This is a genomic window from Bradyrhizobium sp. WSM4874, assembly GCF_055811835.1.
Window position 1 is genome coordinate 72,124 of sequence record NZ_JBVVPR010000015.1, and the last position, 18,917, is coordinate 91,040.

The following is an 18,917-nucleotide window of genomic DNA, read 5'->3' on the forward strand; positions in this document are numbered from 1 at the left end:
GCAGGGTCGTCCCCGCGACTGGTGTGCTGTGTGAGGGGAAGGCCGTCCTCCCAACCCAAGCCCGATATGGGGCTGGCCGGAAGGCTCCGCAATCACCAGATGAGGCTTGATCAGGCTCATTTTCCCTGCCAAACGCTGCCGCAATGTCCGACATCGCCACCACAGCCGAATCGACGGCCCGTTCCTCGCTTGCCGCTGAAGTGTCGCGGCGGCGTACCTTTGCGATCATCTCGCATCCGGACGCCGGCAAGACCACGCTGACCGAAAAGCTGCTGCTGTTCGGCGGCGCCATCAATCTGGCCGGCCAGGTCAAGGCCAAGGGCGAGCGGCGCAACACGCGTTCGGACTGGATGAAGATCGAGCGCGAGCGCGGCATCTCTGTCGTGACCTCGGTCATGACCTTCGAGTTCGAGGGCCTCGTGTTTAACCTGCTGGACACGCCGGGCCACGAGGACTTTTCGGAAGACACCTATCGCACGCTCACGGCGGTCGATTCCGCCGTCATGGTGATCGACGCCGCCAAGGGCATCGAGGCGCGCACCCGAAAGCTGTTCGAGGTGTGTCGTCTTCGCGACATCCCGATCATCACCTTCATCAACAAGATGGACCGCGAGAGCCGCGACGTGTTCGAGCTCCTCGACGAGATCGAGAAGACGCTGGCGCTCGACACCACGCCGATGACCTGGCCTGTCGGCCGCGGCCGCGAGTTCCTCGGCACCTATGACGTCGTCAATGGCGGCGTGCGCCTGCTCGAAGGCGGCGGTGCCAAGACCGGCGCGGCGCAGCAGATCGAGATCGCCGAGCTCGGAAAGCTCAACGCCAATCTCGACGTGTCCGCGGTCAAGGACGAGCTCGAGCTCGTCACCGCGGCTTCAAAACCGTTCGAGCTCGAAGCATTTCGCGAGGGCCATCTGACGCCGGTTTATTTCGGCAGCGCGCTTCGCAATTTCGGCGTCGGCGACTTGCTGCAAGGGCTCGGCAAGTTCGCGCCCGAGCCGCGCGCGCAGGAGAGCGATCAGCGCAAGGTCGAAGCCACAGACCCCCGCATGAGCGCCTTCGTGTTCAAGATCCAGGCCAACATGGATCCCAATCACCGCGACCGTATCGCCTTCGCGCGGCTTTGCTCCGGCAAGTTGAGCCGCGGCATGAAGGCGAAACTCGTGCGCACCGGCAAGAGCATGCCGCTGTCGAGCCCGCAATTCTTCTTCGCGCAGGACCGTTCGGTTGCGGACGAGGCTTATGCCGGCGACGTCGTCGGCATTCCCAATCACGGCACGCTTCGCATCGGCGATACACTGACCGACGGTGAGGATTTCAACTTCGTCGGCGTGCCGAGCTTCGCGCCGGAAATCGTCCGCCGCGTGCGTCTCACCGATGCGATGAAGGCGAAGAAGCTGAAGGAAGCGCTTCAGCAGATGTCGGAAGAGGGCGTTGTGCAGGTGTTCCGCCCGCGCGACGGCGCGCCCGCGCTGGTTGGCGTCGTCGGCGCACTCCAGCTCGACGTGCTCAAGGCGCGGCTGGATGCGGAATATTCCCTGCCGGTTGAATTCGAGGTCAGCGAGTTCCAGCTTGCGCGCTGGGTCTCTTCGGACGACCGCAAGAAGCTCGATACCTTCATCGCGGCCAACACCTCCAGCATCGCCGACGATGTCGACGGCGACCCCGTCTATCTGGCGCGGAACGAGTTCTATCTCGGCTACACCAGGGAACGGGCCGAGGGCATCGAGTTCACCAACGTCAAGGACGTCAAGAAGAAGGGGTAGGGTGCGGCTTCGCCCGCTCTGCAGCCACTCCCCCTCCGCTGTCATGCTCCGCGAAAGCGGGGCATCCAGCACGCCGCAGCCTCTCGGCTCAATCACAAACGTCTCTGGAATACTGGGTCGTCCCGTCAAGCCGGACGACGACACCGCGTGTACGCGCGAGCATGTGAACGCTTGCGGGCTTGACGGCTTCTCCGGCGATGCCACGTTCTGGTCATGTGGCGCGGCATCCTTGTTTTCCTCCTGCTGGCGATCTCGACGATCGCCGCGGACGCGCGGCCGCGACAAATCAACCCGATTCCGTTTTCGCACGAGCCGTGCAGCGTGCTCGACGGCAGGCCCTGCACGCCGTCCTATTGCAGCCCGCTCGAGCCTGGTCCCTGTATTCCCGAGATCGACTATCCCTACGGCCAGAACCTCCAGCTCACGATCCAAAGCGTGCCACCGGAGGCGGATCGCGGCAAATATCAAAAGCCGGATCACGATCTCGATACGATCGGCGACCTCTTCGCCGAGCTGCGCAGCTGCTGGTCGCCGCCATCGGACAATGCGCGCGCGGGCATGCAGATGGCCGTGCGTTTCAGCTTCAACAAGTCGGGCGGCCTGATCGGCCCGCCGCGCCTGACCTTTGCGACCGCGGGCGTGCCCGCCGAGACGAGAACCACCTATCTCAGGGCGATCAATTCATCGCTGAATGCCTGCTTGCCGCTGAAATTCACCGGCGGTCTTGGCGGTGCCCTGGCCGGGCGGCCGATCGCGATCCGGTATGTCGACAATCGCGAGATCGGCAAGTAGCCCATCAGTTGCGACCCGCGGCCAATCGATGATACGCCATGAGCTGGGGCGCTGGTTGAGGGGAGAATCTCGTGGGTCTGCTGGTCATGATCCTGGGGCTTGCGCTGTTTTTTGCGGCGCATGTGTTCACGACGAAACGCGAGGCGCGCGCGCAGGCAATCGCGAGGCTGGGCGAGGGGACCTACAAAATCCTCTATTCGCTCGCCTCGCTCGCGGGGCTCGCGTTGATCATCTGGGGCTTCGCGCATTATCGTGCGACGGGCTGGATCGACGTCTGGTATCCGCCGAAAGCGCTGAAGCACATCACCCTCGCGCTGATGCTGCCGGCGGTCATCCTGGTGGTTGCGTCCTATCTGCGCGGCCGCATCTATGCGACGCTGAAGCATCCGATGCTGGCCGGCATCAAGCTGTGGGCGGCGGCGCATCTTCTGGCCAATGGCGATCTCGGCTCCATCATCCTGTTCGGCTCCTTCCTGGGCTGGGCGGTGTATGACCGCATCACGCTGAAGCGTCGCACCGATGGCGGCGGTCCGCCGATTCCGGTGGGCGGCGTCACCAACGATCTGATCGCGATCGTGGTTGGAATCGTCGCATATCTGGCGCTGGCGTTTGCGTTCCATCCGGTCGTGATCGGTGTTCCCGTGATCGGCGGCTAGCCGATCAGCACAAGACAGCACCGGCATGCCCATGCGCGGAAGGTAACAAGAGCAACAAGCCGAGGGCATCCCGATGGACTGGTCGCATTCTCAGATCCCGCCGATGCGGCTCGAGACGCGCTTTGGCGATCGCGTGGTGCCGGCCTTCGCCGACCGCCCCGTGAGCATATGGGCCATGATCGCAGATGCCTGCGCGCGCAATCCCGACGGCGAAGCGCTGATCTCGGGCGATGTCCGGCTGAGCTGGCGGCAGGCCGCGGAGCAGGCTGCGCGGATCGCGGCGGGATTTCGCAAGCTCGGATTGCAGCGGGGCGATCGTGTCGCGATCCTGCTCGGCAACCGCGTCGAATTTCCGCTGCTGCTGTTCGCTGCCGCGCATGAGGGGCTTGTCACGGTGCTGCTCAGCACGCGGCAGCAGAAGCCGGAAATCGCCTATGTGCTCGCCGACTGCGGTGCCAAAATCCTGATCCACGAGGCGGCACTCGCGGAGCGGCTGCCGGATGCACTAGACGTGCCCGATGTGATCCACCGCATCGCCGTCGACGACGATCCGGCTCTGTCGGATTTCGCGGTGCTCGTCGACAACGCCCCGGCCGCGGCGCCGGTCGAGACGAGCGAGGAGGACACCGCGATGATCCTCTACACCTCGGGCACGACAGGCAAGCCGAAGGGCGCGATGCTGGCCCATTGCAACATCGTCCATTCCTCGATGATCTTTGTGTCCTGCCTGCAATTGACGGCGGCCGATCGCTCGATCGCGGCGGTGCCGCTCGGCCACGTCACCGGCGTCGTCGCCAATATCACGACGATGATCTGCTGCGGCGGCGCGCTGATCATCATGCCAGAGTTCAAGGCCGGCGAATATCTCAAGCTCGCCGCGCGCGAGCGCGTCACCTACACGGTGATGGTGCCGGCGATGTACAATCTCTGCCTGCTCCAGCCCGATTTCGAGAGCTACGATCTGTCGAGCTGGCGCATCGGCGGCTTTGGCGGCGCACCGATGCCGGTTGCTACCATCGAGAAGCTCAAGGCGATCATTCCCGGCCTCGAGCTGGCGAATTGCTACGGCGCGACCGAGACCACGTCGCCGTCCACGATCATGCCGGGCGAGTTGACGGCGAGCCATATCGACAGCGTCGGCCTGCCGTGTCCGGGTGCGCGCATCCTGGCAATGGGGGCGGACGGGCGTGAGCTGCCGCCTGGCGAAATCGGTGAGCTCTGATCCAGAGTGCCTCCGTGATCAAGGGCTACTGGAACAATCCGAAAGCCACGGCCGAAAGCTTCACCAGCGGGTTCTGGCATTCCGGCGATCTCGGCTCGGTCGACGCGGAGGGATTTGTCCGGGTGTTCGACCGGCAGAAGGACATGATCAACCGTGGCGGCCTCAAGATCTATTCGGCCGAGGTCGAATCCGTGCTGGCCGGCCATCCCGCCGTGGTCGAGAGCGCGATCGTCGCCAAGTCGTGCCCGGTGTTGGGCGAACGCGTTCACGCCGTGGTCGTGGCGCGCGCACCGGTGGACAGCGAGGCCTTGCGCGCCTGGTGCGCGGAGCGGTTGTCCGACTACAAGGTCCCGGAAACGATGGTGATCACCGCGGAGCCGCTGCCGCGCAATGCCAATGGCAAGGTGCTGAAGCGGCAGCTGCGGGAGCTGTTGGGAGCCTGACCGGGGGGCGGTCTCTCCGGGCGGTCCCGGGTGGTTAACGCCTTGATCGGGCTCGCTTTGCCTTGCCACCGCCATATCGTTAGGGTACCTCGCCGCCACGTGGGGACGGGATTCCTGACGCGAACGCTTTGGCGCGCGCACCCGGACGGGCATGGGATTAGCATAAGTGTCTGAATTATTTGACGAAGTCGACGAGGAAGTACGTCGCGAACAGCTCAAGAAGCTGTGGGACAAGTATTCGATTGTCTTCATCGCCCTGATGGTGCTGATCGTCGCCGCCGTGGGTGGCTGGCGCGCTTACCAGTATGTGGAGGCCAAGAAGGCTGCCGAGGCCGGCGCCGCCTTCGAGAAAGCCGCCGAGCTGTCCGATCAGGACAAGCATGCGGAGGCCGAGGCGGCCTTCACCGAGCTCGCTGCCAAGGCTCCATCGGGCTATCGCACCCTGGCGCGGCTGCGTGCTGCGGCTGAGGCTGCAGCCCGCGATCCCAAGGCAGGCGCCAAGCTGTATGACGACATCGCCGCCGACCGCAGCACAGGCGGCGAGTGGCAGGATCTGGCAAAGATCCGCGCCGCAGGCCTCCTGCTCGACAGCGCCGGTTATGCCGACATGCAGCAGCGGCTGGACGCCTCCACCGCGCCCAAATCAACCTTCCGTCATACCGCCCGCGAGATGCTGGCGCTGTCGGCCTGGCGCAACAACGACATGACCGCGGCCCGCAAATGGCTCGACGCGATTGCCGAGGACGGCGAAACGCCGCCCGGCCTGCGCTCACGCGCCGAGGCGCTGCAGGCCCTGCTGCCGCCCGTAGCGAAGAGCTGAGCCGAGAGCTGAGACGAGATACCGATATGCGCCGCACGCCACGCTTGATCGCAGCCGCCGTCCTGATCGCCTTCACGGGCGTGCTGGGCGGTTGCTCCAGCTTCGATCCGAGCGACATGCTCGACTTCCTCGATACCAAGAAGAAGCTGCCGGGCGACCGTAAGCCGGTGTTCCCGGAAGGCGTGCCGGGCCTCGAGCAGGGTGTGCCCAAGGATATGTACAAGGGCGCGCAGCAACAGCCCGATCCGAACGGACCCGCCGTCGCAGCCTTGCCTGTGGAGCCCCAGCCCGAGCCGAAGCCGGCGAAGGGCGCCAAGGCGAAAAAGACCAGGCAGCCGGCCAGCGCGGCCGTCGCGCCGGTTGAGGCGCCCGCCGGCGAAGTCGATGGCGAGGCCCAGCCCGAGGCCGCGCCGCCCGCGGCCACTCCGCCGCCCAGGCAGAAGATCGTGCGCAAGCGCACCACCGCGCCGCCGCCCGATCAACCCGTCCAGCAGGCGCAGCCGACCCAGACCACCCAGCAGCAAACGCAGGGCGCCTTCCCGGCGCCGATGCCGAGCGGCAGCTTCTCGCGCTGATTTTTCATTTCATTGACAGGCGCGGCTCCGGCAGCGCACGAATGACCCATGTCCTTTAAGATTGCCATTATCGGCCGGCCCAATGTCGGCAAGTCGACGCTGTTCAACCGCCTGGTCGGGCAGAAGCTCGCGCTTGTCGATGACCTGCCCGGCGTCACCCGCGACCGCCGCGAGGGCGAGGCCAGGCTCGGCGGTCTCGACTTCACGATCATCGACACGGCCGGCCTCGATGAGGGCGCCAAGGGCTCGCTGACTGCCCGCATGCAGGAGCAGACGGAGGCCGCGATCGCGCAGGCCGACGCGCTGTTCTTCGTGATCGATGCCCGCATGGGCCTCACGCCCAACGATCGCGCCTTCGCCGATTTCGCCCGCAAGGCCAACAAGCCGGTGCTGCTCGTCGCCAACAAGAGCGAAGGCAAGCATGGCGATGCCGGCGCGATGGAGGCTTTCGCGCTCGGCCTCGGCGATCCCATCCAGATCTCGGCCGAGCACGGCGAGGGCATGGGTGAGCTCTACGACGCTCTGCGACCGCTGATGCCGGAGCCGGTGGAGGAGGATGAGTTCGAAGATGACGAGCCGCTGACCGAGGAAGAGGCCGCCACGCGTCCGATCCGGGTCGCGATCGTCGGCCGGCCCAACGCCGGCAAGTCGACGATGATCAATCATCTGCTGGGCGAGGAGCGTCTGCTGACGAGCCCGGAGGCCGGCACCACGCGCGATTCCATCGCGGTCGAGATCAACTGGAAGGGCCGCGAGTTTCGCGTGTTCGACACCGCAGGTCTGCGCCGGCGCTCGCGGATCGAGGAGAAGCTCGAGAAGCTCTCGGTCGCCGATGCACTGCGCGCGGTGCGCTTTGCCGAAGTCGTCGTGATGATGATGGATGCGCAGAACCGCTTCGAGGAGCAGGATCTTCGCATCGCCGACCTGATCGAGCGCGAGGGTCGCGCCGTCGTGCTCGCCGTCAACAAATGGGACCTGATGGAGAGCAAGGGTGGCGGCGCGATCTCTAACCTGCGCCGCGACGCCGATCACTTGCTGCCGCAGATCAAGGGCGTGCCGATCGTCGCCGTCTCCGGCTTGATGGGCGAGGGCATCGATCGATTGATGCAGGCAATCCAGGATGCCTATGCGCTTTGGAACAGGCGTGTGTCGACCGCGGCGCTGAACCGCTGGTTCGAGGAGGCGGTCCAGGCCAATCCGCCGCCCGCCGTGTCCGGCCGACGGCTGAAGCTGAATTACATCACGCAGACCAAGGCCCGCCCGCCGAGCTTCGTGCTGTTCTGCTCGCGTGCGGACGCGGTGCCGCAATCGTATCTGCGATATCTCACCAATTCGCTGCGTGAGGCCTTCGAGCTGCCCGGCACGCCGGTGCGCATCACCCTGCGCGAGAAGGCCAATCCGTTCGCCCACAAGCGCAAGCGGCCGTCGTGAGCAACGAGGCCGGCGAGGCGATGGCGCAGGGCGCAGCGCCGGTCCGGCGCGGTGCGGTCGCCTTCATCTTCGTCACTATCCTGCTCGACATGCTCGCGCTCGGCGTGATCATGCCGATCCTGCCAAAACTGATCGAGAGCTTCGTCGACAACGACACGGCGCACGCGGCCCGCATCTTCGGTCTGTTCGGCACCGCCTGGGCGCTGATGCAGTTCGTGTTCTCGCCGGTGCTCGGCGCGCTGTCGGATCGGTTCGGGCGGCGGCCGGTGGTGCTGCTGTCGAATTTCGGGCTCGCGGCCGATTATGTGCTGATGGCGCTGGCGCCGTCGCTGCTCTGGCTGTTCGTCGGCCGCGTCATCTCGGGCATCACCTCGGCCAGCATCTCGACTGCCTTTGCCTATATTGCCGACATCACGCCGCCGGAGCGGCGCGCGGCGGTGTTCGGCCGGATTGGGGCTGCGTTCGGCGCCGGCTTCGTGCTGGGCCCGGCGCTGGGCGGCCTGCTCGGCGATATCGATCCGCGCCTGCCATTCTGGGCCTCGGCGGCCCTGAGCTTTGCCAACGCGCTCTATGGGCTCTTCGTCCTGCCGGAATCGCTGGCGCCGGACAAGCGTGCGCCGTTCCGCTGGAGGAGCGCCAATCCGCTCGGTGCGCTCCGCCTGCTGCGTTCCAACGCGGTGCTCGCTGCGTTGTCCGTCGTCAACTTCATCGCGCAGGTCGCGCATGTCGTGCTTCCCTCGACCTTCGTGCTCTACGCCACCTATCGCTACGGCTGGGATTCGAAAACCGTGGGGTTGACGCTGGCGATGGTCGGCATCTGCGCCATGGTGGTGCAGGGGCTCGCGATCGGCCCGATCGTGCGCGTGCTCGGCGAGCGCAACGCCTTGTTGATGGGCCTATGCTGTGGCGCGATCGGCTTCGTGATCTTCGGCGCGGCGCCGACCGGGCCGCTGTTCTGGATCGGCATTCCCGTGATGTCGCTGTGGGGCATCTCCGGCGCCGCCATGCAATCGCTGATGACGCGACTGGTCGCGCCCGATCAGCAGGGCCAGTTGCAGGGCGCGACCGCGAGCGTGCAGAGCGTGTCGCAGCTCGTCGGCCCGTTCCTGTTCACGCTGACGTTTTCATACTTCATCGGCGCCAGCGCGCCATGGCAGCTGCCCGGCGCGCCGTTCCTGCTCGCGGCGGTCTTGATGGTGGTGTGCGTGGCGATCGCGGTGCGGGCGCTGGGAGCGGCGAGATCAGAACCGTAGGGCGGATTAGCGAAGCGTAATCCGCCACCTTGTCCGACGCGCGAGAAGAGGTGGGTTACGCCCTGCGGACTGCGCTTTGCGCAGCCGTAGAGCTAACCCACCCTACGACTTCTTACTTCTTCACCAGCGGGCACTCGCTGTCCTTGAGCGGCTTGGCCGCGTCTTCCGCCGCGATCGTGGCGATCTGCTTGTAGTAGTCCCACGGTCCCTTCGATTCTTCGGGCTTCTTCACCTCGAACAGATAGGCCGGGATGAGGCGGCGCCCGTCCGCGCGCAGCGGGCCGTTGCCGAACAGCGGGTCGTCGGTCGGCAGCTCCTTCATCTTGGCGACGACCTTGGCACCGTCATGCGGGTTGCCGCCGAGCGCGTCCATCGCCTTCAGATAATGCAGCACCATCGCGTAATTGCCGGCTTGGGTCATGGAGGGCATCGCATTCTTGCTGGCCAGCGCCGAGAAGCGCTTCGACCAGGCGCGGGTCTGGTCGTTCATGTCCCAATAGAAGGATTCCGTGAAGGTCAGGCCCTGGGCGGTCTTCAGACCCAGCGAATGCACGTCGTTGATGAACAGCAGCAGCGCCGCGAGCTTCTGCCCGCCCTGCACAATGCCGAACTCGGCGGCCTGCTTGATCGCATTGGTGGTGTCGCCGCCGGCGTTGGCGAGACCGACGATCTTTGATTTCGACGACTGGGCCTGCAGCAGGAAGGAGGAGAAGTCTGCGGTGTTGAGCGGATGCTTGACACCACCGAGCACCTTGCCGCCATTGGCGGTCACGACGGCGCTGGTATCGCGCTCCAACGCATGTCCGAACGCGTAGTCGGCGGTGAGGAAGAACCAGCTGTCGCCGCCGGCTTTGGTCAACGCCTTGCCGGTGCCGTTGGCGAGCATGTAAGTGTCGTAGGTATAGGAGACCGTGTTTGGTGTGCAGGCCTTACCCGTGAGGTCCGCGGTGGCGGCGCCCGAATTGAGCAGCACCGCATTCTTCTCCTTGACGAGGTTGCTCACCGCGAGCGCCACGCCGGAGCTCGGCGTGTCCGCGATCGCATCGACCTTGTCGTTGTCGATCCATTGCCGGGCGATGTTAACGCCGATGTCGGGCTTGTTCTGGTGGTCGCCGCTCAGCACGTCGATCTTCCAGCCCTTCTTGAGCAGGCCGGAATCCTCGACCGCCATCTTGATCGCGACCACGGAGTTCGGGCCGCCGATGTCGGCATAGAGGCTGGACATGTCGTTAAGCACGCCGATCTTGACGGTCTTGTCCTGGGCGTAGGCGGATGTGGCAAAACCGAAGGCGGCACAGGCCAGAAGGGCCGCGGAGCGGCGCGCGAACGTCGTCGTCATAAAAGGTTTCCTCCATTGTCAAACATGCGGACAGCTCTCTTGGATGGGAGCCTTGTTCCGGCTGATGGCTCTACCGTGTCCCACGGCCGGCGGCAATGCGCCTAAAGCCGGATGACGCTGAGTCGCAGCGTCATCCCTCCGTTAACTTTTGGGCAAAATGCGTCGAGACGCTATTTCAGCGCGTCCGACGTCAGCTTGAATTTCTGGATGCGCTTTCCGGTGTCGACCTCGGCGGTATAGACGTTACCCTTGGCGTCGATCGCCATGGCATGCACCCAGTGGAATTGTCCGGCGTTGCGGCCGCTGTGCCCGAAGCTTCCGGCCACGCTGCCGTCCTCGCGCTTGATGACCCTGATCTCGTTGTTTTCGCCGTCCGCGCTGAGCAGCCAGGTCTGCTTCGGATCGGGCCAGATCGCGATGTCCCACACCGCGCCGTTGCCAAGCGTGTTCTTCTCGAAAAAGAACTCCTTCACGAAGGTGCCGTCCTTCCTGAACACCTGGATGCGGTTGTTGATGCGGTCGCAGACGTAGACGAGACCGTCATTGGCGAGCTTTACGCAATGGACGGGATTGCCGAACTGCTGCGACACCGGCGCTTTGGGATCGTACGCCGCCTGCTTGGTGTCGTCGGGCTTGTTGCCGTAGGCGCCCCAATGCCGCTTGTAGGCGAGAGTGGTCGCGTCGAAGACGATGACGCGGCGGTTGCCGTAGCCGTCGGCGACGTAGATTTCGTTGGCAGCCTTGTCGATCGCGGTCTCGGCGGGCTTGCCGAGCTGCGTCGTGTCGCTGCTGCCGAGGCTCGGCGCGATCTTGCCGATCTGGGCGACGAACTTGCCGTCGAGCGTGAATTTCAGGATAGCGTTGTCGTTGTCGGCATTGCCGCCGACCCAGACGAAGCCGCGCTCGTCGACCTCGATGCCGTGCTCGCGGCCGACCCATTCATAGCCTTCGCCCGCGCCGCCCCACGATCGCAGCAGATTGCCGTCGCTGTCGAATTCGAGCACCGGCGGCGCCGAGACGCAGCATTTCGAGCGGGGCGGGGTGAGGCTCGCGCCTTTCTCGTCGTCGGTGAGCGAGCGCGGCCGATGGATCACCCAGATGTGGCCCTGCCAGTCGACGGTGATGCCGCCGACCTGACCGAGGATCCAGTTGTTCGGCAACGGCTTCGGCCAGGAAGCATCGACCGCGAAGGTCGGGACATCGCTGGCGATAGCCGCGCCCGGAAGCGCAAACGCGATAGCCGCGATCAGGACGGAGAGGACGCGAGAGACATTTGCGAGCGCATTCGTTGAGCCTGCGCGATTCCGCCATGACGCCATGGCAACCTCCCTTTTTGGCCTGCAGCTTGCTGCCGCTTGAGCGCGGGCAGTCAATCGCGGGGAGGCCGTCAAGTCAATCAGGCCGGCGAGCGGAAGCTCATCAGGCTGCGGCTCTTGTAGTCGTAGAACTTGCCGGTCTCGGTCCAATCAGGCGCGCACATCGGCACGATCAATTCGGCGACCTGCTCGGCTGTATCCAGCGTCGCCGGATCCTCGCCCGGCATCAGCGTCGCGCGCATGCGGGTGCGGACGGGGCCGGGATTGAACAGGTTGACGCGCAGCTTGGTATTCGCGGTCTCCTGCGCCCAGGCGCGCGCCAGCGTTTCCAGCGCCGCCTTGGAGGCGGCGTAGGGGCTGACATAGGCGGTGGCTTTGTTGGCAGCGCCTGAAGTGACGAACACGGCCCGGCCCGCGTCGGACTGCTTCAGCAGCGGCTCCATGCAGCGGATCAGCTGGAAGTTCGCGGAAACGTTGACCGCCATCACATCGGTGAAGGCCTTCAGCTCGATATGGCCGATCGGCGAGGAGGGGCCAAGCACGCCGGCATTGCCGACGAGGATGTCGAGCTTGCCGTAGCGTTCGTGCAGGCCAGCACCGAGCCGCGCGATGCCGTCGGAATCGGTGAGGTTGAGCGGCACGAGGGTTGCGGTGCCGCCGTCCTTGCGGATCTCGTCGTCGAGCTCTTCCAGCCCGCCCTGCGTGCGCGCCACGGCGACGATATGCGCGCCGGCCTTGGCCAGCGCCTTGGCCGTGGCAAAACCGATGCCGCGCGAGGCGCCGGTGACGAGAGCGATGCGGTTGGCGAGGGGATTTGTCATGGCGGGGTTTTACAGGCGTAGATGGCCGGGACAAGCCCCCAATACGCCGTCATTCCGGGGTGATGCGAAGCATCGAACCCGCAATCCAGAGGTTGCAAGACAATCCTGCGGACCGCCCGGGATGACGGCTGCGCCGTCAGCTCGCCTCTGCCAGCAGCGACAATTGCCGGGGCTGCTGCTCGGTCTGGGTCTGGTCGGTGAGGTGGGTCGGATAGGCCCCGGTGAAACAATGATCCGAGAATTTCGGATTGGCGGGGTCGCGGCCGGGCTCGCCCATGGCGCGGTACATGCCGTCGATCGACAGGAAGGCGAGCGAGTCGGCGCCGATGATCTCGCGCATCTCCTCCAGCGAATGTGTCGCCGCAAGAAGACCGCCGCGGTCCGGCAGGTCGATGCCGTAATAGTCGGGATAGAGGATCGGCGGCGAGGCGAGGCGGAAATGCACTTCCTTGGCGCCCGCATCGCGCATCATGCGCACGATCTTCTTCGAGGTGGTACCGCGCACCAGCGAATCGTCGATCAGGATGATGCGCTTGCCTTCGATCGCGGCGCGGTTGGCCGAATGCTTCATGCGTACGCCGGATTCGCGGATCGCTTGTGTCGGCTGGATGAAGGTGCGGCCGACATAATGGTTGCGGATGATGCCGAGTTCGAACGGGATGCCGGAATGCTGGCTGTAGCCGACCGCCGCGGGCACGCCGGAATCCGGCACCGGCACCACGACGTCGACCGGCACGTGGCTCTCGCGCGCGAGCTGGGCACCGAAGGCCTTGCGCACCTCGTAGACCGAGCGTCCGTGGACGATGGAGTCCGGACGGGAGAAATAGATGTACTCGAAGATGCAGGGCCGCGGCGCGATCGGCGGGAACGGCTTGTGAATGTCCTGCCCGTTCTCGTCGAACACGATCACCTCGCCGGGCTCGATGTCGCGGACGAAGCGTGCGCCGATGATGTCGAGGGCGCAGGTCTCGGAGGTCAGGATCGGGCAACCATCGAGTTCGCCGAGCACCAGCGGACGGATGCCGCGCGGATCGCGCGCGCCGACCAGCTTCTTGTTGGTCAGCGACACCAGCGCATAGGCGCCCTCGATCTCGCGCAGCGCGTCGATATAGCGCTCGATGAAGCGACTGCGCCTGGAGCGCGCGACCAGGTGCAGGATCACCTCGGTGTCGGTGGTCGACTGCATCATCGCGCCGTTCTTCACGAGCTCGCGGCGCAGCGTCAGGCCGTTGGTGAGGTTGCCGTTGTGGGCGACAGCAAGGCCGCCGGCATTCAGTTCGGCGAACAGCGGCTGCACGTTGCGCAGGATGGTCGCGCCCGTGGTGGAATAGCGGACATGGCCGACTGCCATTGTGCCGGGCAGGCGGTCGATCACCTCGCGGCGGGAGAAGGTGTCGCCGACGAGACCGAGGCGGCGTTCGGAATGAAAGCGGCCGCCGTCATAGGAGACGATGCCGGCGGCTTCCTGGCCGCGGTGCTGAAGGGCGTGGAGGCCGAGCGCCGTGATGGCGGCGGCATCGGGGTGGCCGTAGATGCCAAAGACGCCGCATTCCTCGCGCAGCGTATCCCCCTCCAGATCGTCTTGAAGTTCCAGCGCGGCCGGGCCGAGATCAAGTAGGGCGTCCTGGTCAGGATTTCGCATCTCGTCCGAGCCTCTCGTTAGGGCTTATCAACGCGCCGCGGGTTTCTCGATCAGCTTTTTAAGGCTGTCACGAGCCGGTTTGCTGTATCCGTCGCCACTGCCCGAAGGCTGCTGCTCGGAATCAGTTTGCTCTTCATCTGGTTTGTTTTTCTTGAATCTCTTCAAGATGGTGTTCTCGGGGTCGTCAGGCAAGAGGGCCATCAGCCAATCGCCGGTTCCCTGCAGCACCACGCGGGATTTGGCCCCCGTGACCCAGTCCGGGCGCTGCTTGTCCGGCACCAGCCAGGTGAAGAACAGGAACGCGACCACGACGATCAAAAGCCCGCGCGCGAGCCCGAACAGAAAGCCGAGGGTGCGGTCCAGCGCGCCGATGCGCGAATCCAGGATCATGTCGGAGATCCGGACCGTGATCACGGAGACCACGACCAAAGTGCCCACGAACACGCCGGCGACCACGACCACGCTCGCGACGGTATCGTTGTTGAAATAGGTCTTTGCGGTCGGCAGCAGCTTCGAGAATGAATAAAGGGTGACGATTGCCGCCGTGCCCCAGGCCGCGATCGACAGGATTTCGCGCATGAAGCCGCGAACCATGGCGAGCAGGCCCGAAATCAGCATCACACCGAGCAGGATCAGGTCGAGGATGGTTACTGGCATCGGCTGGTCTGGTCCGCTCGTACTTCAAGGTGCTCAGCGAATCGGTGCTTGGCCGCCGCCCTAAGTGAAGGCCAGACGACGTTCCCGGCAAGGCCGCAACCACGCAATCCCATGCTGCTTTTGTGACGGGTGTATAGCGGCGGGGGCGGGAGACGTCACCACCGGCTAACCCTCTCCACGGCGGAATCTTGCCGGTGTGGCATTTTTCTCCGCCGGCGCACTCGAGTCTCCCCGCCGGGAGCCGCGTGCGGCGATCTCGGCGACCAATGTCGTTAGGCTGTTGATCGCGTTGAGCGAGAGGCCGGCATCACCGCCGGCTTCGCCCCGGGCCGATTCGGGCAGCACGGCACGCTGAAAGCCGAGTTTTGCCGCTTCTTTCAGCCGGGCCGGGGTCTGCGCCACCGGGCGCACCACGCCGGACAGCGAGATCTCGCCGAAATAGACCGCATCGGTGGGTAACTGCGCATTAACCAGCGAGGACACCAGCGCCGCCGCGGCGGCCAGATCAGCCGCGGGCTCGTGGATGCGCAGGCCGCCTGCGACGTTCAGATAGACGTCATGGCCGGACAGCTTGACCCCGCAATGGGCTTCCAGCACCGCCAGCACCATCGACAGCCGGCTCGGATCCCAGCCGACCACGGCCCGGCGCGGGGTGCCGAGCGAAGTGGGCGCCACCAGCGCCTGCAATTCGACCAGAACGGGCCTCGTGCCCTCGATGCCCGCGAAGACTGCGGTGCCGGGCGTGCCGAGATCGCGCTCGGACAAAAACAGCTCAGAGGGGTTGGTGACTTCGCGCAAGCCAAGCCCGGTCATCTCGAACACGCCGATCTCGTCGGTCGGCCCGAAACGATTCTTCACGGCGCGCAGGATGCGGAATTGCTGCGAGCCTTCGCCCTCGAACGACAGCACGGCGTCGACCATGTGCTCGACCACGCGAGGGCCGGCGATCTGGCCGTCCTTGGTGACATGGCCGACCAGGATGATGGCCGCGCCGGTCCTTTTGGCAAAACGAATCAGAGCCTGCGCCGAGGCGCGCACCTGCGTCACCGTGCCGGGTGCCGATTCGACCGTGTCGGTCCACATCGTCTGGATCGAGTCGATCACGATCAGCCGGGGCACCGCGCCCTCGGACAGCGTCGAGACGATGTCCTCGACAGACGTTTCGGCGGCGAGCTGCACCGGCGCGTCCGACAGCCCGAGCCGTTCGGCGCGCAACCGCACCTGCGCGACCGCCTCTTCGCCGGAGATGTAGACGACGCGGTGCCCGGCGCGCGCGAGCAGGCTGGTGGCCTGCGTCAGCAGCGTCGACTTGCCGATGCCGGGATCGCCGCCGACCAGCAGCACCGAGCCGCGCACGAAGCCGCCGCCGGTGACGCGATCGAGCTCCGTCATGCCCGAGGACAGGCGCGGGGCGTCCTGGGTTTTTCCGGACAAGCTCTCCAGCGCGAAGGTCCGCCCCTTGCGCTTGGAGCGGATCGACACCGGCACGCTGCCGGTCGTGTCCTCCTCCGCGAGCGTATTCCACTCGCCGCAGGACTCGCACTTGCCCTGCCAGCGGTTATAGGCCGCGCCGCAGTTCTGGCAGACGAAGGAAAGTGTGTTCTTGGCCATGGGGACAGCGAGTCCGGGACAGCGAGTCGGGAGTTTCAGGTTTGCTGATAGCACGGAATGGCGGGTCGAGAGAGTGAGCCGGGCGCACCCTGAAGCCCGGCTACGGCTGCGCCGCATTCCACAGCACGGAGAGGCCGGCCGCGATCATGATCGCGTCCATCACCACGCGGAACATCTCCGGCTTCAGGCGCAGCACGAAGCGTTTGGCGATAAAGGCGCCCGCCATCAACGAAGATCCGGCGATCAGGCCTTTGACGAACACGTCGCCGGTCAGCGCCCCGAACCGTTCGAAGGTCACGGATTTCGCGGCATAGAGCCCGAGCGAAGAAGCCGCTTCGGTCGCGAGGAAGGCGCCCCGGGACAAGCCGTAGAACAGGAATAGCGGGACGCTGAGCGGGCCTGTGGAGACGACGATGCCGGTGAGGTAACCGATGACGGCCCCCCCGATCGCCAGATGCCAGAGATTGGCCTTGAGATCGTGCCGCGCCAGCCAGTGGCGCACCGGCACCATCGCGATCAGGAAGACGCCGATGGCAAGATCGACGGCGTGCGAGGGCAGGGCCAGCAGCGTCCGCGCGCCGAGCACGGCGGCCGGAATGCCTGTCACCGAATAGGCCGCGCAGGCCCGCCAGTCGACCTCGCGCCACCAGGCCAGGATTCGTGAGAAGTTGGCCATGACAGCGGCCACCGCCATGATCGGCACCGCCTCTTTGGGCCCGTAAGCATAGACCAGCACCGGCATCAGCATGATCGACGAGCCCGTGCCGACGATGCCGGAAATGGTGCCTGCGACGAGGCCGACGATGAGGACGAAGAGGAAAGCCAAAACGGTCTCCACGAATCGGGAGAGTTTAGCCGCGGCCAGCGGCGCGGGCGATCCGCGAGGCGAGGGAACCCTATCTTGCGAACGAGAGCCCGGCGTTAACCATCGCTGATGGTTCCAGCCTGAGCGAAATCGCTTCGAAGTTTCTTAAATTTTACTGGGTACCTCTCGTGGGCATGGTGACCCGGGGGAAAGAGTATGGGTAAGCAGGCCAAACGCGGAAAGGCGGAGACGTTCGCAATCCCGATGGCCGCAAGAGTTGCAATTGGCGCCGTGGCCGTCGCCGCCTTGGGGTACGGTTTGCTGTCCGGGCCGGCGAATGTGCAACCGACACGAAAGCCGTCCGCGCACGAAGCCCAAGCGTCGTCAACTCCGGTTTACGTCTCAACGCCAGTTCATGCATCACCGTCAGCCCCGGCTCCGCTTCCGGCCCCGGCGCCTCTGGTCGAACCGCCCAAAGCGGCCGACGTTCCCGGAGCATTCGTTCGGCAGGTGGTTGACTACGCCAGCCGCCAGACTCCGGGCACCGTGATCATCGATACCAAGAACACATTCCTCTATCTCGTTCTGAACGACGCGCAGGCACTCCGCTATGGCATCGGCGTTGGCCGCGAAGGTTTCACATGGTCCGGTGAGCAGACTGTGGCGCGTAAAGCAGAATGGCCGGATTGGCATCCGCCTGCGGAGATGGTCTCGCGTCAGCCCTATCTGCCGCGGTTCATGGCCGGAGGTCCCGGCAACCCGCTTGGCGCTCGGGCGATGTATCTGGGCGAAACCGAATATCGAATTCACGGCACCAACAAGCCCGATACGATCGGGAAGCGGGTCTCGTCCGGCTGTATCCGACTGACCAATGACGACGTCGTTGACCTCTATGATCGCGTGAAAGTCGGCGCGAAGGTGATCGTGCTTCCGACGACCGTTGTCCGCCGACCACCCCAGGGAGCGCCGGCCGACGCCGCTTTCCGATTACCGGACCCGGCATCGCCGTCGAACCGGTTCTCGGCAACTCACGCGCAGATGCCGTCATCTGGGCCGAAGATCGCCGAGGCCCGGTAACGCGTCCTCCGTCGCCATCCTGCAACTGAGGACAAGGCGCCAATGCAAGGCGCCACGAGGTCAGCTCCTGGCCCATCGCACCGTTTGCGTGTCGGGCGAAGTGTCTCGACCGGTGAAAACCTGCGTTTCGGAATATGCGTAACCCATTGATTCGCCAGCGGTCGGCTACTGTGCATGGGGTTGTTTTTGAGGTTTTTGTTGAGTTGGCGCGCCAAGTCGATGCTCGCAGCACTTGGGACAAGGCCGGCCGCGCGCTGCTGACAGCATGTTGGCAGCAGGGGCCGGCTACGACCATCTCCTGACAAAACGGAGAGTGGGTCATGCCGATCGAGGCAAGCTGTCATTGCGGTGAGACGGTGTTCGAAGTGACGGAGGCGCCCTCGAGCGTGACCCGTTGCACCTGCTCGCTCTGCGCCAAGCGCGGCGCGTTGTGGGCCTATTACACGCCGGCGCAGTTTCGGCTGCTGTCGCCCGCGGAGAACGTCGCGACCTATCTCTGGGGCAGCCGCACGGTCAAACACCATTTCTGCGCAAGCTGCGGCTGCGGCACCTATTCGGAGTCGCCGGACTGGTCGACCGGCAAGCCCGATTTCGACAATCCCAGGGTCGGCGTCAACGCGCGCCTGTTCGACGAGTTCGATCTCGAGGCCGTGCCGGTGACCATGATCGACGGCAAGAATCTGTGGTGAGCATG

The 18,917-nt window shown here is 65.2% G+C and carries 16 protein-coding genes and 1 pseudogene; 10 read left to right on the forward strand and 7 right to left on the reverse strand.

Translation table 11 applies throughout. The features are described from left to right. Window positions 1-143 precede the first annotated feature (143 nt). From AC0L3P_RS17655 to AC0L3P_RS17690, 8 genes and pseudogenes are all read left to right on the forward strand, one after another. Complete coding sequence (locus tag AC0L3P_RS17655; RefSeq protein ID WP_007609250.1) at window positions 144-1,763, forward strand: peptide chain release factor 3; 1,620 nt, start codon at window positions 144-146, stop codon at window positions 1,761-1,763. A 213-nt stretch (window positions 1,764-1,976) separates the two neighbouring features. Then, window positions 1,977-2,555 carry a hypothetical protein gene (locus tag AC0L3P_RS17660; protein ID WP_354055189.1) on the forward strand — a complete coding sequence of 193 codons (579 nt, stop codon included), beginning with the start codon at window positions 1,977-1,979 and terminating at the stop codon, window positions 2,553-2,555. Between the two features lie 71 nt (window positions 2,556-2,626). After that, window positions 2,627-3,211 carry an NnrU family protein gene (locus AC0L3P_RS17665; protein WP_354055187.1) on the forward strand — a complete coding sequence of 195 codons (585 nt, stop codon included), beginning with the start codon at window positions 2,627-2,629 and terminating at the stop codon, window positions 3,209-3,211. 73 nt (window positions 3,212-3,284) lie between these two features. Then, window positions 3,285-4,876, forward strand: a pseudogene (locus AC0L3P_RS17670) (class I adenylate-forming enzyme family protein). Between the two features lie 166 nt (window positions 4,877-5,042). Continuing rightward, on the forward strand, window positions 5,043-5,696 hold the full coding sequence (locus AC0L3P_RS17675) for a tetratricopeptide repeat protein (protein ID WP_354055183.1): 654 nt from the start codon (window positions 5,043-5,045) through the stop codon (window positions 5,694-5,696). A 26-nt stretch (window positions 5,697-5,722) separates the two neighbouring features. Then, window positions 5,723-6,271, forward strand: coding sequence for a hypothetical protein (locus tag AC0L3P_RS17680; protein ID WP_473303363.1), 549 nt, complete (start codon window positions 5,723-5,725; stop codon window positions 6,269-6,271). Window positions 6,272-6,319: 48 nt separating this feature from the next. Then, window positions 6,320-7,702 (forward strand): ribosome biogenesis GTPase Der, encoded by a 1,383-nt coding sequence (gene der / locus AC0L3P_RS17685; RefSeq protein WP_473303367.1) that lies wholly within the window; start codon window positions 6,320-6,322, stop codon window positions 7,700-7,702. Beyond that, entirely contained in the window at window positions 7,699-8,955 is a 1,257-nt protein-coding gene (locus AC0L3P_RS17690) for a TCR/Tet family MFS transporter (protein ID WP_473303371.1), read from the forward strand. The genes der and AC0L3P_RS17690 overlap by 4 nt, the downstream gene beginning before the upstream one ends. A 112-nt stretch (window positions 8,956-9,067) precedes the next feature. Here AC0L3P_RS17690 and AC0L3P_RS17695 read toward each other — a convergent pair whose 3' ends face one another. The 7 genes from AC0L3P_RS17695 to AC0L3P_RS17725 form a co-directional block, all read right to left on the reverse strand. Beyond that, window positions 9,068-10,294: an ABC transporter substrate-binding protein gene (locus AC0L3P_RS17695; RefSeq protein WP_275167232.1), complete on the reverse strand. Its 1,227-nt coding sequence runs from the start codon at window positions 10,292-10,294 to the stop codon at window positions 9,068-9,070. Window positions 10,295-10,464: 170 nt separating this feature from the next. Then, the gene (locus AC0L3P_RS17700; RefSeq protein WP_275167231.1) at window positions 10,465-11,613 is read right to left on the reverse strand and encodes an NHL repeat-containing protein; all 1,149 of its coding nucleotides are present in this window, start codon (window positions 11,611-11,613) and stop codon (window positions 10,465-10,467) included. Between the two features lie 77 nt (window positions 11,614-11,690). After that, window positions 11,691-12,431 (reverse strand): SDR family NAD(P)-dependent oxidoreductase, encoded by a 741-nt coding sequence (locus AC0L3P_RS17705; RefSeq protein ID WP_473303376.1) that lies wholly within the window; start codon window positions 12,429-12,431, stop codon window positions 11,691-11,693. A 136-nt stretch (window positions 12,432-12,567) separates the two neighbouring features. Further along, the gene (purF, locus tag AC0L3P_RS17710) at window positions 12,568-14,073 is read right to left on the reverse strand and encodes an amidophosphoribosyltransferase (protein WP_007609288.1); all 1,506 of its coding nucleotides are present in this window, start codon (window positions 14,071-14,073) and stop codon (window positions 12,568-12,570) included. A gap of 27 nt (window positions 14,074-14,100) precedes the next feature. Beyond that, window positions 14,101-14,730 carry a CvpA family protein gene (locus tag AC0L3P_RS17715; protein WP_007592055.1) on the reverse strand — a complete coding sequence of 210 codons (630 nt, stop codon included), beginning with the start codon at window positions 14,728-14,730 and terminating at the stop codon, window positions 14,101-14,103. A 165-nt stretch (window positions 14,731-14,895) separates the two neighbouring features. Continuing rightward, window positions 14,896-16,341 (reverse strand): DNA repair protein RadA, encoded by a 1,446-nt coding sequence (radA, locus tag AC0L3P_RS17720; RefSeq protein WP_027517500.1) that lies wholly within the window; start codon window positions 16,339-16,341, stop codon window positions 14,896-14,898. A 100-nt stretch (window positions 16,342-16,441) separates the two neighbouring features. Next, window positions 16,442-17,167 carry a sulfite exporter TauE/SafE family protein gene (locus AC0L3P_RS17725; RefSeq protein WP_473303378.1) on the reverse strand — a complete coding sequence of 242 codons (726 nt, stop codon included), beginning with the start codon at window positions 17,165-17,167 and terminating at the stop codon, window positions 16,442-16,444. A gap of 195 nt (window positions 17,168-17,362) precedes the next feature. Here AC0L3P_RS17725 and AC0L3P_RS17730 point away from each other — a divergent pair, with 195 nt between their 5' ends. Together AC0L3P_RS17730 and AC0L3P_RS17735 are read left to right on the forward strand one after the other, a co-directional pair. Next, on the forward strand, window positions 17,363-18,223 hold the full coding sequence (locus AC0L3P_RS17730) for a L,D-transpeptidase (protein ID WP_473303380.1): 861 nt from the start codon (window positions 17,363-17,365) through the stop codon (window positions 18,221-18,223). 320 nt (window positions 18,224-18,543) lie between these two features. Continuing rightward, complete coding sequence (locus tag AC0L3P_RS17735; RefSeq protein WP_106943263.1) at window positions 18,544-18,912, forward strand: GFA family protein; 369 nt, start codon at window positions 18,544-18,546, stop codon at window positions 18,910-18,912. Window positions 18,913-18,917 lie beyond the last annotated feature (5 nt).

Excerpts from the sequence above, each read along its gene's own strand:
- AC0L3P_RS17655 (WP_007609250.1), top strand. The coding sequence starts at position 144 with ATGTCCGACATCGCCACCACAGCCGAATCGACGGCCCGTTCCTCGCTT.
- AC0L3P_RS17660 (WP_354055189.1), top strand. The coding sequence starts at position 1,977 with ATGTGGCGCGGCATCCTTGTTTTCCTCCTGCTGGCGATCTCGACGATC.
- AC0L3P_RS17680 (WP_473303363.1), top strand. The coding sequence starts at position 5,723 with ATGCGCCGCACGCCACGCTTGATCGCAGCCGCCGTCCTGATCGCCTTC.
- der (WP_473303367.1), top strand. The coding sequence starts at position 6,320 with ATGTCCTTTAAGATTGCCATTATCGGCCGGCCCAATGTCGGCAAGTCG.
- AC0L3P_RS17695 (WP_275167232.1), bottom strand. The coding sequence starts at position 10,294 with ATGACGACGACGTTCGCGCGCCGCTCCGCGGCCCTTCTGGCCTGTGCC.
- AC0L3P_RS17700 (WP_275167231.1), bottom strand. The coding sequence starts at position 11,613 with ATGGCGTCATGGCGGAATCGCGCAGGCTCAACGAATGCGCTCGCAAAT.
- AC0L3P_RS17705 (WP_473303376.1), bottom strand. The coding sequence starts at position 12,431 with ATGACAAATCCCCTCGCCAACCGCATCGCTCTCGTCACCGGCGCCTCG.
- purF (WP_007609288.1), bottom strand. The coding sequence starts at position 14,073 with ATGCGAAATCCTGACCAGGACGCCCTACTTGATCTCGGCCCGGCCGCG.
- AC0L3P_RS17715 (WP_007592055.1), bottom strand. The coding sequence starts at position 14,730 with ATGCCAGTAACCATCCTCGACCTGATCCTGCTCGGTGTGATGCTGATT.
- radA (WP_027517500.1), bottom strand. The coding sequence starts at position 16,341 with ATGGCCAAGAACACACTTTCCTTCGTCTGCCAGAACTGCGGCGCGGCC.
- AC0L3P_RS17730 (WP_473303380.1), top strand. The coding sequence starts at position 17,363 with ATGGGTAAGCAGGCCAAACGCGGAAAGGCGGAGACGTTCGCAATCCCG.
- AC0L3P_RS17735 (WP_106943263.1), top strand. The coding sequence starts at position 18,544 with ATGCCGATCGAGGCAAGCTGTCATTGCGGTGAGACGGTGTTCGAAGTG.